Source organism: Carnobacterium viridans (assembly GCF_900102725.1).
Lineage (GTDB): Bacteria > Bacillota > Bacilli > Lactobacillales > Carnobacteriaceae > Carnobacterium_B > Carnobacterium_B viridans.
In genome coordinates this window covers 514,717-527,032 of the sequence record NZ_FNJW01000008.1, presented here as the reverse complement: position 1 = coordinate 527,032, position 12,316 = coordinate 514,717, and the positions used below count along the sequence as shown (strand labels likewise).

6 protein-coding genes, 12 tRNA genes and 3 rRNA genes are annotated in these 12,316 nt (G+C 42.8%); all 21 read left to right on the top strand.

Annotated elements, in window-relative coordinates:
- The first annotated feature begins 537 nt into the window (after positions 1-537).
- Positions 538-2,099, top strand: a 16S ribosomal RNA gene (locus BLT48_RS03970).
- Positions 2,100-2,334: 235 nt separating this feature from the next.
- A 23S ribosomal RNA gene (locus BLT48_RS03965) occupies positions 2,335-5,255 on the top strand.
- Between the two features lie 90 nt (positions 5,256-5,345).
- Positions 5,346-5,461, top strand: a 5S ribosomal RNA gene (gene rrf, locus BLT48_RS03960).
- The 16S, 23S and 5S rRNA genes sit together here with 12 tRNA genes alongside, the layout of an rRNA operon.
- A 12-nt stretch (positions 5,462-5,473) precedes the next feature.
- Positions 5,474-5,547 (top strand) — tRNA-Asn (locus BLT48_RS03955).
- Between the two features lie 54 nt (positions 5,548-5,601).
- Positions 5,602-5,690: transfer RNA gene (locus tag BLT48_RS03950), tRNA-Ser, on the top strand.
- Positions 5,691-5,700: 10 nt separating this feature from the next.
- Positions 5,701-5,772 (top strand) — tRNA-Glu (locus BLT48_RS03945).
- Between the two features lie 47 nt (positions 5,773-5,819).
- Positions 5,820-5,892, top strand: a tRNA-Val gene (locus BLT48_RS03940).
- A gap of 12 nt (positions 5,893-5,904) precedes the next feature.
- Positions 5,905-5,977: transfer RNA gene (locus tag BLT48_RS03935), tRNA-Asp, on the top strand.
- Positions 5,978-6,011: 34 nt separating this feature from the next.
- Positions 6,012-6,087, top strand: a tRNA-Phe gene (locus tag BLT48_RS03930).
- Between the two features lie 6 nt (positions 6,088-6,093).
- A tRNA-Tyr gene (locus BLT48_RS03925) sits at positions 6,094-6,177 on the top strand.
- A 31-nt stretch (positions 6,178-6,208) separates the two neighbouring features.
- Positions 6,209-6,282, top strand: a tRNA-Trp gene (locus tag BLT48_RS03920).
- A gap of 44 nt (positions 6,283-6,326) precedes the next feature.
- A tRNA-His gene (locus BLT48_RS03915) sits at positions 6,327-6,399 on the top strand.
- Between the two features lie 9 nt (positions 6,400-6,408).
- Positions 6,409-6,480 (top strand) — tRNA-Gln (locus BLT48_RS03910).
- A 30-nt stretch (positions 6,481-6,510) separates the two neighbouring features.
- Positions 6,511-6,581 (top strand) — tRNA-Cys (locus BLT48_RS03905).
- Between the two features lie 34 nt (positions 6,582-6,615).
- Positions 6,616-6,699, top strand: a tRNA-Leu gene (locus tag BLT48_RS03900).
- 390 nt (positions 6,700-7,089) lie between these two features.
- Entirely contained in the window at positions 7,090-8,730 is a 1,641-nt protein-coding gene (locus tag BLT48_RS03895) for a phosphoenolpyruvate carboxykinase (ATP) (RefSeq protein ID WP_176944060.1), read from the top strand.
- 73 nt (positions 8,731-8,803) lie between these two features.
- Entirely contained in the window at positions 8,804-10,219 is a 1,416-nt protein-coding gene (locus BLT48_RS03890) for an oxaloacetate decarboxylase subunit alpha (protein ID WP_089975381.1), read from the top strand.
- A gap of 16 nt (positions 10,220-10,235) precedes the next feature.
- Positions 10,236-10,532 carry a hypothetical protein gene (locus BLT48_RS03885; RefSeq protein WP_035023322.1) on the top strand — a complete coding sequence of 99 codons (297 nt, stop codon included), beginning with the start codon at positions 10,236-10,238 and terminating at the stop codon, positions 10,530-10,532.
- Between the two features lie 13 nt (positions 10,533-10,545).
- Complete coding sequence (locus BLT48_RS03880; protein WP_089975378.1) at positions 10,546-10,896, top strand: biotin/lipoyl-containing protein; 351 nt, start codon at positions 10,546-10,548, stop codon at positions 10,894-10,896.
- A gap of 46 nt (positions 10,897-10,942) precedes the next feature.
- Positions 10,943-12,064, top strand: a complete 1,122-nt coding sequence (locus BLT48_RS03875; protein ID WP_089975374.1) for a sodium ion-translocating decarboxylase subunit beta — start codon at positions 10,943-10,945, stop codon at positions 12,062-12,064.
- Between the two features lie 27 nt (positions 12,065-12,091).
- Positions 12,092-12,229, top strand: coding sequence for an OadG-related small transporter subunit (locus BLT48_RS13810; protein ID WP_176944059.1), 138 nt, complete (start codon positions 12,092-12,094; stop codon positions 12,227-12,229).
- The last annotated feature ends 87 nt before the right edge of the window (positions 12,230-12,316 follow it).

Here is a 12,316-nt window from a genome sequence, read left to right as displayed (position 1 = left end):
CTAAAAATAAAAAGCGAACAAAAATCTTTTTTTATTTGCAATAGTTCCGATGTGAAAAGTGTTTTGAATATATATACGTCTTTTCACGAATTGCAAATAAATAAATGTTCGCTTTTGTATTTTTTTTGTAAAGAATGTAAACTTTATGGTTGACCATCTGGGCTAGACTTGTTATAGTAATTGATGTTGCAAGTAGTTTAACACTGGCAATAAAGAAAAAAATATTCTTAAATAAATCAATATTTCATTTGACAGTCTGTTACAGATTGTGGTAACCTGATAAATGTCGCTAAGCTAAATGCAAAAAAAATGTTTTTGGATAATTATTCAAAAATAAAATAAAAAAGCTTGACGAATTTAAAAAACTATTGTATTATTTAGAAGTTGTCAGAAACGCGACAACACGCTTTAGACCTTTGAAAACTAAACAAAGTAAGACGAACCAAATGTGAGGGTGACTCAGCAGTGCTAAGTCAACAGTAACAAAATTAGTGAATAATTATTCGCTAGCAATCAATATGAGCTTCAAGCATCATTTTATATGAGAGTTTGATCCTGGCTCAGGACGAACGCTGGCGGCATGCCTAATACATGCAAGTCGAACGCTTTGATTTCACCGGGTGCTTGCACCCGCCGAAGTCAAAGAGTGGCGGACGGGTGAGTAACACGTGGGTAACCTGCCCATAAGAGGGGGATAACATTCGGAAACGGATGCTAATACCGCATACTTCTAATCGCCTCCTGGCGAATGGAAAAAAGGTGGCTTCGGCTACCGCTTATGGATGGACCCGCGGCGTATTAGCTAGTTGGTGAGGTAATGGCTCACCAAGGCGATGATACGTAGCCGACCTGAGAGGGTGATCGGCCACACTGGGACTGAGACACGGCCCAGACTCCTACGGGAGGCAGCAGTAGGGAATCTTCCGCAATGGACGAAAGTCTGACGGAGCAATGCCGCGTGAGTGAAGAAGGTTTTCGGATCGTAAAACTCTGTTGTTAGAGAAGAACAAGGATGAGAGTAACTGCTCATCCCCTGACGGTATCTAACCAGAAAGCCACGGCTAACTACGTGCCAGCAGCCGCGGTAATACGTAGGTGGCAAGCGTTGTCCGGATTTATTGGGCGTAAAGCGAGCGCAGGCGGTTCTTTAAGTCTGATGTGAAAGCCCCCGGCTCAACCGGGGAGGGTCATTGGAAACTGGAGAACTTGAGTGCAGAAGAGGAGAGTGGAATTCCACGTGTAGCGGTGAAATGCGTAGATATGTGGAGGAACACCAGTGGCGAAGGCGACTCTCTGGTCTGTAACTGACGCTGAGGCTCGAAAGCGTGGGGAGCAAACAGGATTAGATACCCTGGTAGTCCACGCCGTAAACGATGAGTGCTAAGTGTTGGAGGGTTTCCGCCCTTCAGTGCTGCAGCTAACGCATTAAGCACTCCGCCTGGGGAGTACGACCGCAAGGTTGAAACTCAAAGGAATTGACGGGGACCCGCACAAGCGGTGGAGCATGTGGTTTAATTCGAAGCAACGCGAAGAACCTTACCAGGTCTTGACATCCTTTGACCACTCTAGAGATAGAGCTTTCCCTTCGGGGACAAAGTGACAGGTGGTGCATGGTTGTCGTCAGCTCGTGTCGTGAGATGTTGGGTTAAGTCCCGCAACGAGCGCAACCCCTATTATTAGTTGCCAGCATTCAGTTGGGCACTCTAGTGAGACTGCCGGTGATAAACCGGAGGAAGGTGGGGATGACGTCAAATCATCATGCCCCTTATGACCTGGGCTACACACGTGCTACAATGGATGGTACAACGAGTCGCAAGGTCGCGAGGCCAAGCTAATCTCTTAAAGCCATTCTCAGTTCGGATTGTAGGCTGCAACTCGCCTACATGAAGCCGGAATCGCTAGTAATCGCGGATCAGCACGCCGCGGTGAATACGTTCCCGGGTCTTGTACACACCGCCCGTCACACCACGAGAGTTTGTAACACCCGAAGTCGGTGAGGTAACCCTTTTGGGAGCCAGCCGCCTAAGGTGGGACAGATAATTGGGGTGAAGTCGTAACAAGGTAGCCGTATCGGAAGGTGCGGCTGGATCACCTCCTTTCTAAGGAATTTAACGGAAACCCACACATTCGTCTTTACTTTGTTTAGTTTTGAGAGGTCTAATCTTCTCAAAAAAACGCAACTTTGGTTGCGGCAAGACGTTGTTCTTTGAAAACTGGATAAAGTTAAAAAGTGTAATCAAGTAACAAACCAGAAACACACCGAAAAGTTTTAAAAATGAGTTTTTTTAAGGTTCTCATCGAAAGATGAGGTTTAAAAATTAACTGTTAACCATAGGTTAAGTTAATAAGGGCGCACGGTGAATGCCTTGGCACTAGGAGCCGATGAAGGACGGGACTAACGCCGATATGCTTTGGGGAGCTGTAAGTGAGCTTTGATCCAAAGATTTCCGAATGGGGGAACCCAGCATCTTTGATAGGATGTTACTGCTGACTGAATACATAGGTCAGTAGAGGTAGACGCAGAGAACTGAAACATCTAAGTACCTGCAGGAAGAGAAAGAAAAATCGATTCCCTGAGTAGCGGCGAGCGAAACGGGAATAGCCCAAACCAGAAAGCTTGCTTTCTGGGGTTGTAGGACTGAACACATAGAGTCATAAATGAGATTGGTAGAAGAAGCGACCTGGAAAGGTCTGCCGAAGAAGGTAAAAGCCCTGTAATCGAAACCAATTTCACTCTGATCAGTATCCTGAGTACGGCGGAACACGAGAAATTCCGTCGGAATCCGGGAGGACCATCTCCCAAGGCTAAATACTCCCTAGTGACCGATAGTGAACCAGTACCGTGAGGGAAAGGTGAAAAGAACCTCGGAAGAGGAGTGAAATAGCCCCTGAAACCGTGTGCCTACAAATAGTTAAAGCCCGTTAATGGGTGATAGCGTGCCTTTTGTAGAATGAACCGGCGAGTTACGATCCCATGCGAGGTTAAGTTGATGAGACGGAGCCGCAGCGAAAGCGAGTCTGAATAGGGCGAATGAGTATGTGGTCGTAGACCCGAAACCAAGTGATCTACCCATGTCCAGGTTGAAGGTGCGGTAATACGCACTGGAGGACCGAACCCACGTATGTTGAAAAATGCGGGGATGAGGTGTGGGTAGCGGAGAAATTCCAATCGAACTTGGAGATAGCTGGTTCTCTCCGAAATAGCTTTAGGGCTAGCCTCGGAATTAGAATCATGGAGGTAGAGCAACTGTTTGGACTAGGGGCCCTTCTCGGGTTACCGAATTCAGATAAACTCCGAATGCCATTGATTTATATCCGGGAGTCAGACTGCGAGTGATAAGATCCGTAGTCGAAAGGGAAACAGCCCAGACCACCAGCTAAGGTCCCAAAGTTTATGTTAAGTGGAAAAGGATGTGGAGTTGCTTAGACAACTAGGATGTTGGCTCAGAAGCAGCCATCATTTAAAGAGTGCGTAATAGCTCACTAGTCGAGTGACCCTGCGCCGAAAATTTACCGGGGCTAAACATAACACCGAAGCTGTGGATAGAACCATTGGTTCTATGGTAGGAGAGCGTTCTAAGGGCGTTGAAGCTAGATCGTGAGGACTAGTGGAGCGCTTAGAAGTGAGAATGCCGGTATGAGTAGCGAAAGACGGGTGAGAATCCCGTCCACCGAATGACTAAGGTTTCCTGGGGAAGGCTCGTCCTCCCAGGGTTAGTCGGGGCCTAAGTCGAGGCCGAATGGCGTAGACGATGGACAACAGGTTGAGATTCCTGTACCAGTTGGTTTTGTTTGAACAATGGAGGGACACAGTAGGCTAAGGAATACGCGCTGTTGGATATGCGCGTCCAAGCAACAAGTTTTGAAGTGAGTCAAATGCTTGCTTCTTTAAGAACAAGTTGTGATGGGGAGGGAAATTAAGTACCGAAGTTCCCGATGTCACACTGTCAAGAAAAGCTTCTAGTTAGAAACCAACTGCCCGTACCGCAAACCGACACAGGTAGTCGAGGAGAGAATCCTAAGGTGTGCGAGAGAACTCTCGTTAAGGAACTCGGCAAAATGACCCCGTAACTTCGGGAGAAGGGGTGCTGACCAATTGGTCAGCCGCAGTGAATAGGCCCAGGCGACTGTTTATCAAAAACACAGGTCTCTGCAAAATCGTAAGATGACGTATAGGGGCTGACGCCTGCCCGGTGCTGGAAGGTTAAGAGGATGGGTTAGCTCTCGGGCGAAGCTCAGAATTGAAGCCCCAGTAAACGGCGGCCGTAACTATAACGGTCCTAAGGTAGCGAAATTCCTTGTCGGGTAAGTTCCGACCCGCACGAAAGGCGTAACGATCTGGGCACTGTCTCAACGAGAGACTCGGTGAAATTATAGTACCTGTGAAGATGCAGGTTACCCGCGACAGGACGGAAAGACCCCATGGAGCTTTACTGCAGTTTGATATTGAGTGTTTGTACAGCTTGTACAGGATAGGTAGGAGCCATTGAAGCCAGGACGCCAGTCTTGGTGGAGGCGTTGGTGGGATACTACCCTTGCTGTATGACCACTCTAACCCACAGCCCTTATCGGGCTGGGAGACAGTGTCTGACGGGCAGTTTGACTGGGGCGGTCGCCTCCTAAAGTGTAACGGAGGCGCCCAAAGGTTCCCTCAGAATGGTTGGAAATCATTCGCAGAGTGTAAAGGCATAAGGGAGCTTGACTGCGAGACCTACAAGTCGAGCAGGGACGAAAGTCGGGCTTAGTGATCCGGTGGTTCCGCATGGAAGGGCCATCGCTCAACGGATAAAAGCTACCCTGGGGATAACAGGCTTATCTCCCCCAAGAGTCCACATCGACGGGGAGGTTTGGCACCTCGATGTCGGCTCATCGCATCCTGGGGCTGTAGTCGGTCCCAAGGGTTGGGCTGTTCGCCCATTAAAGCGGTACGCGAGCTGGGTTCAGAACGTCGTGAGACAGTTCGGTCCCTATCCGTCGCGGGCGTAGGAAATTTGAGAGGAGCTGTCCTTAGTACGAGAGGACCGGGATGGACACACCTCTGGTGTACCAGTTGTTCTGCCAAGGGCATTGCTGGGTAGCTATGTGTGGACGGGATAAACGCTGAAAGCATCTAAGCGTGAAGCCCCCCTCAAGATGAGATTTCCCATCACGTAAGTGAGTAAGACCCCTGAGAGATGATCAGGTAGATAGGTTGGAAGTGGAAGTATAGCGATATACGGAGCGGACCAATACTAATCGGTCGAGGACTTAACCAAAGCAATACCCGGTGTACGAAGGTAAGCAAACGAAAGACACTTTAGACTTTATCCAGTTTTGAGAGTCCAACGGACTTTCGATTGACATTGTGTGGTGATGAGGGCAAGAAGGTCACACCTGTTCCCATGCCGAACACAGAAGTTAAGCTTCTTAGCGCCGATGGTAGTGAAGGGTTTCCCTTTGTGAGAGTAGGACGTTGCCACGCAGAATCAATTATTCCGCAATAGCTCAGTTGGTAGTAGCGCATGACTGTTAATCATGATGTCGTAGGTTCGAGTCCTACTTGCGGAGTTCCATAGTCAAACTATGTAACTAAAACGTGAATAGTTTTGGTGAACCGAATCTGGAGAGTTGTCCGAGCGGCCGAAGGAGCATGATTGGAAATCATGTAGGCGGTGAACGCTGTCTCAAGGGTTCGAATCCCTTACTCTCCGTTCAAAAAACGGCCCGTTGGTCAAGCGGTTAAGACACCGCCCTTTCACGGCGGTATCACGGGTTCGATTCCCGTACGGGTCATCAGTAACATCGTTACTGGTTAAGGAATGCAGTAAGGATTCACACTCGGAGGTTTAGCTCAGCTGGGAGAGCATCTGCCTTACAAGCAGAGGGTCGGCGGTTCGATCCCGTCAACCTCCATTGTTACAAAAAGGTCTCGTGGTGTAGGGGTTAACATGTCTGCCTGTCACGCAGAAGATCGCGGGTTCGATTCCCGTCGAGACCGTTGGTTTACGAATAAAATAAACCATCTTTAAGATGGCCTGGTAGCTCAGTTGGTAGAGCACTTGATTGAAGCTCAAGGTGTCGGCAGTTCGATTCTGTCCCAGGCCACCATTATATGGAGGGGTAGCGAAGTGGCTAAACGCGGCGGACTGTAAATCCGCTCCTTCGGGTTCGGCAGTTCGAATCTGCCCCCCTCCACCATTTTTTTAAAATCAACACCCTTTTATCCGATAGGGGTATAGTTTAAAGGTAGAACTATGGTCTCCAAAACCATCAGTGTGGGTTCAATTCCTACTACCCCTGCCATTTTTAGAATAAGATTGGCAAAAAAGAATAGGATTATTACCATGGCGATTGTGGTGAAGTGGTTAACACACCGGATTGTGGTTCCGGCATGCGTGGGTTCGAACCCCATCAGTCGCCTTTTTTTTATGGGCTATAGCCAAGCGGTAAGGCAAGGGACTTTGACTCCCTCATGCGTTGGTTCGAATCCAGCTAGCCCAGTTTAATTGAATAGTATTCAACTAAAAAGATGGCGGTATAGCCAAGTGGTAAGGCAGAGGTCTGCAAAACCTTCATCACCGGTTCAAATCCGGTTACCGCCTTACATCAGAAAAGATGAAAAAGAGCAGTCCATATGCCGGCGTGGCGGAACTGGTAGACGCGCTGGACTCAAAATCCTGTGCCCGCGAGGGCGTGCCGGTTCGATTCCGGCCGCCGGTATACTAAAGAGCCCCAAGAACATCTTGTTCTTGGGGCTCTTTTTCTGTTTGAATAGACTCTTCGTCAGCTTGCTTGTAGCCATGGAATCATTTGCATGGCTACAAGCAAATCTATTCCACCAATAATTTCGTGCCATTAATTTAACTAAGCTATCAATATTAAAAAGTATAGAGCCCAAATTCAATATCCCTAATACTTTTGAAGGTATGGAGATTCAACCTATTTTTGTAATATAAGGATACTTTATTCATTATTTTTGTGCTATCTGTTATGATGGTGGTGTAAATATCAAATGTTTTCTTTATATGTAACCGCTTACTAATTTAAGTATATTCTATTGATTTTATGTAGATGTTCGTTCAAATTTATTGCCTAAAAGGAGAGGATAATATGTCAACAAGATCTACTTTCTCAAAAGCTGAAATTAGAAAAAACAACCCTCTATTTTCGCCATTGCGTGCGGTAGTAGAGACAACGATGTATGGGAATAATATTAATGAAATAGAAACGATTGAAGAAGCATACTTACTGGCTAAAGAATCAATGCATACTGTCGTCACTGATTTATTAGTTAAGCATCCAGAAAAATTAGGCTTGCCATTTGGAGCAAAAGTTCTGGTTGAAAATGGTGGAGCAGTGGTAGGTCGTACTGCAGCAGCAAAACGTATTTTGGGAGAAAATTCTGAAGAAGATGCTAAATTGGCTCCAATCATTCGGGAAGCTATTTATCAAGGTGAAAATAACAAGCGCTATAAAGGAACGGCTTACGTTGGTTTAGATCCTGAATTTATGGTGAAAGCTCATTTGAGTGTGCCTGTTGGCCAAGAAAATAACTTATACTCTTGGTTATTAAATTTCCAAATTTGTAATGAATTGTATGACGAAATGTATCTAGAATCAAGACCAATAAATGAAGGCGATATCTTTATTTATCAAGATCCAGAATGGCATCATCCGGATTATCCAATGGGTCTGGCTTATTTTGATTCAGAGCATAACACAGCAGTCATTTTAGGTATGAATTATTTTGGAGAGTTAAAGAAAGCAACGTTAACACTTGCTTGGGGCACAGCTCACCGTTTAGGGTACGTTGCATGTCATGGTGGTCAAAAAAAATTCACTTTAACGAATGGAAAAAACTATGTGTCAGCATTTTTTGGACTATCCGGATCAGGGAAGTCTACATTAACACATGCGAAACATGAACATAAATATAAAGTGGAAGTTTTGCATGATGATGCCTTCATTATTTCCTTAAAGAATGGTTTATCTATTGCACTAGAACCTGCTTATTTTGATAAAACACAAGATTACCCTTCAGATCATGTAGAAGTTGATTATTTTGTGACGGTACAAAATGTAGCGGTCACGCTAGATGAAAATGGCGATAAAGTTTTACTGACAGAAGATTTACGTAATGGTAATGGTAGAACTATAAAGTCACGTTACTCTACTTCAAATCGTGTAGATAAATTCGATGAACCCATAGATGCAATCTATTGGATTATGAAAGATGAAAGTTTGCCACCCGTAATGAAGATAAATGACCCGATACTTGCTGCAACATTTGGAGCTACTCTAGCTACAAAACGTTCTACAGCTGAACGATTGAAAAAAGGGATCGATGTCAATAAACTTGTGATTGAGCCGTATGCAAATCCATTCCGTATTTATCCACTTGATGAAGACTATCATCATTTTAAAGCATTGTTTACGGATCAAAAGATCAATTGTTATATTTTAAATACAGGATTTTTTGGAGATAAAAAAGTTACTGCTGCTATTACTCTAAGCAGTATTGAATCAATCGTTGAAGAAACAGCAGAATTTAAACCTTTTGGAACCCTAAATGACTTGAGTTACCTAGTGGTTGATGGATATGAGCCCGAGTTTGACAATCAAGAGTATCATCAGTTGGTTCAAGAACGTTTAAACATGCGTGTAGCTTATATTCAAGAACAAAAGGAAAAAAATCAACTGAATGTTTTACCAGACGAAGCATTAGAAGCCATGCAAGCATTGATTGAATAAAAAGATAGTACTTGCATTAAAGGTCAATTATTTCAACTCATCCTTTTCATTTACGAGAAAGGAGTATAAAAAAATGAAAGAACACACGGTTGAAATTACGGAAACCGTTTTGAGAGATGCTCATCAGAGTTTGATGGCTACAAGAATGTCGACGCAAGAAATGCTGCCTATTATTGAAAAAATGGACCAAGTTGGGTACTATTCACTGGAATGTTGGGGAGGAGCTACTTTCGATGCTGCGATTCGTTTTCTAAATGAAGATCCTTGGGAAAGGTTAAGAGCCATAAAAAAAAGAGCGCCACACACAAAATTACAAATGTTGTTAAGAGGTCAGAATTTATTGGGTTATCGGCATTACGCTGATGATATTGTAGACAAATTTATTGAAAAAGCTAGTGAAAATGGTATAGATATTTTCAGAATTTTTGATGCCTTAAATGATTCTAGAAATTTGGAAGCTTCTTTAAAAGCAGTAAAAAAATATGGAAAACAGGCTCAGTTGACTATTTGCTATACCATAAGTGAAGTACACAAAATAGAGTACTATACTCAACTAGCTAAAGAACTGGAAAAAATGGGTGCAGATTCAATTTGTATAAAAGATATGGCGGGTATATTAACACCATTTGTGGCAAAAGAACTTGTGCGTTCACTGAAAAGCGTTCTTACTGTACCACTTAGTTTGCACACTCATGCTACGAGTGGTATTTCGCAAATGACGTATTTAATGGCTGTTGAAGCTGGTGTAGATAGGATTGACACTGCTATTTCTCCTTTTTCAGAGGGAACCAGTCAACCACCTACTGAATCAATGGCTATTGCATTAAATGAGGGGTTTGCAACAACAAAGTTAAATCTCCAGTTATTGGAAGAAATTGCTGATTATTTTAAACCTATTCGAGATAAGTATCTAGCTAATCAGCAGTTAGATCCAAAAATGATGGCTGTGGATCCGAAAGCACTATTGTACCAAGTTCCTGGAGGGATGTTATCCAATCTGTACTCACAATTAAAACAAGCCAATGCAACTGAAAAGTATGAAGCTGTCTTGAAGGAAGTCCCGCAAGTTCGCAAGGATTTAGGTTATCCACCATTGGTAACTCCTATGAGTCAAATGGTTGGTACACAAGCAGTCTTTAACGTTCTAGCTGGAGAGCGTTACAAGATGGTTCCAAATGAAATCAAAGAGTATTTAAAGGGTTCCTATGGACGTTCCCCAATGCCAATCAGCGACGATTTCAGAAAGAAGATTATTCATAATGAATCAGTTATTACAAATCGACCAGCTGATCACCTTCAACCAGAGTTTGAACGTTTGAAAAAAGAGATAGGAAATAGTGCAAGAACGGATGAAGATGTATTAACGTATGCCTTATTCCCTCAAGTTGGAAAAGAATTTTTAATCAAAAAATACTCGGCTCAAAAGGTTGAACAAAAAAGAGAGGCAATAGATGAGGAACAAACCATTAGAATATCTGCCTATCTATAAAAAATGAGGTGAAAAAATGGAACGTTTTTCTTATTTGGATATAGTGGTGATTGCTGTGGTTGGGTTGTTAGTCTTATTTGTACTGCTTATTGTGTGGCAATTGTTCCGTCAGTTGATTCAATTGCAATCGAATCAACATAAAGTCAATCATCAAACAGAGACGACTGACCAAACAAACCAAGATTTTCCAGCGCTTGTTCAGGATGAAGATGAAGAAACTAAACTAATTGCAGTTTTAATGGCATTGATTTTAGCCAATGAGGATCAGCAAGATAAGAGCTATCAAGTAACAAAGATTGAGCGAATTCGATAAAGGGAGTGCGCTGATGAAAAATTATGAGATAACAGTAAATGGTAAAGTATATCAGGTTTCAATAAAGGAAATTGCAGGGGAACTGAACAAAAATAAAGAAAAGGAGCCCACAAGCTCTGCTAAAAGCAACGAGAATCAGTCGGATGAAGTAACGATTTCAGCTCCTATGCCAGGAAGAATTTTGTCTGTTAAGGTACAAGAAAATCAAACCGTAAATGCTGGAGAAACGGTCTGTCTATTAGAAGCAATGAAGATGGAGAATGAAATTGTAGCGTCGGTTGATGGTGTCGTCTCGCAAATAAAGGTTCACTCTAATCAAGCGGTAGAAGCTGGCGAAGTTTTGCTCTTAATTACTCCAAATTAAGGAGAAATTATTTCCGATTCAAATTCCTAGTGAGGGAGGAGATTTTTTGAGTACTTTTTTTTCTGGCTTATTATCCATTTCAATTGGACAAATCATTATGATGGCCATTGGGGCATGCTTAATGTACCTAGGCATTAAGAAAAAATTTGAACCGACTTTGCTGGTTCCTATGGGCATTGGAACACTGTTGGTTAATTTTCCGCAATCTGGGTTAATTACTCAACTAGTAAATAATCAAGAACAAGAAGGCATATTCGATGTTTTGTTTGATTTTGGTATTGCGACAGAATTATTTCCGCTGTTGATTTTTATTGGGATTGGAGCGATGATCGATTTTGGACCATTGCTGCAAAAACCGATTTTATTACTATTTGGAGCTTCTGCTCAATTTGGGATCTTTTTTACGATCTTAGTTGCGGTTATTTTTGGTTTTGATATTTTAGAAGCTGCTTCGATCGGCATTATCGGTGCGGCAGATGGACCTACCTCTATTTTTGTGGCGTTGCAGTTAGCCCCACAACTATTAGGGCCTATTACTGTAGCCGCTTATTCCTATATGGCTTTAGTACCGATTATCCAACCACTAGCAATCAAGGCTGTAACGACAAAGAAAGAACGTTTGATAAGGATGCATTATACCTCATCATCTATCTCTAAAACTGTTCGTATCCTTTTCCCCATCGTTGTTATCATTGTATCCGGATTTATAGCACCAGTTTCGCTACCATTAGTTGGTTTTTTGATGTTTGGGAACTTGCTAAGAGAATGTGGGGTCTTAGATCGATTAAGCCATACTGCTCAAAATGAGTTAGTAAACATTGTTAGTATTTTACTAGGGTTAACCATTTCAGTTAAAATGACGGCAGAATTATTTTTAACTATAGATTCTTTATTAATTATTGGGTTTGGATTGATTGCATTTATTATGGATACCGTTGCTGGGGTAATATTTGCCAAATTTATTAATCTATTTCGTAAAGAAAAAATTAATCCTATGATTGGTGCGGCGGGCATTTCTGCATTTCCGATGTCTGCTCGAGTTATCCAAAAATTGGCTCAAGAAGAAGACAAAGAGAATTTTGTCTTGATGCATGCGGCAGGAGCAAATGTTTCAGGACAGATAGCTTCAGTAATCGCCGGCGGTTTATTACTAGGATACTTTTCATGATATTATTAAGAAGAAAGTGGTGAAAAGATGTTTGATATTGACTATACAGCCTTACATCAAGGTTTGGAATTAATGGGGTATGGAATGGTTGGTATTTTTATGGTTTTGGGGCTTCTTTTCTTAGCTTGTACGGGTTTAGTCAAATGGTTGTCCAAGAAGAATTAAGGAAAGTAAAACAGAGTTCATCTTGAACTTTGTTTTGCTTTCTTAATTGTTCTTCGCTATACTTTTTTAGAAGAGTAAAAGCGAAAG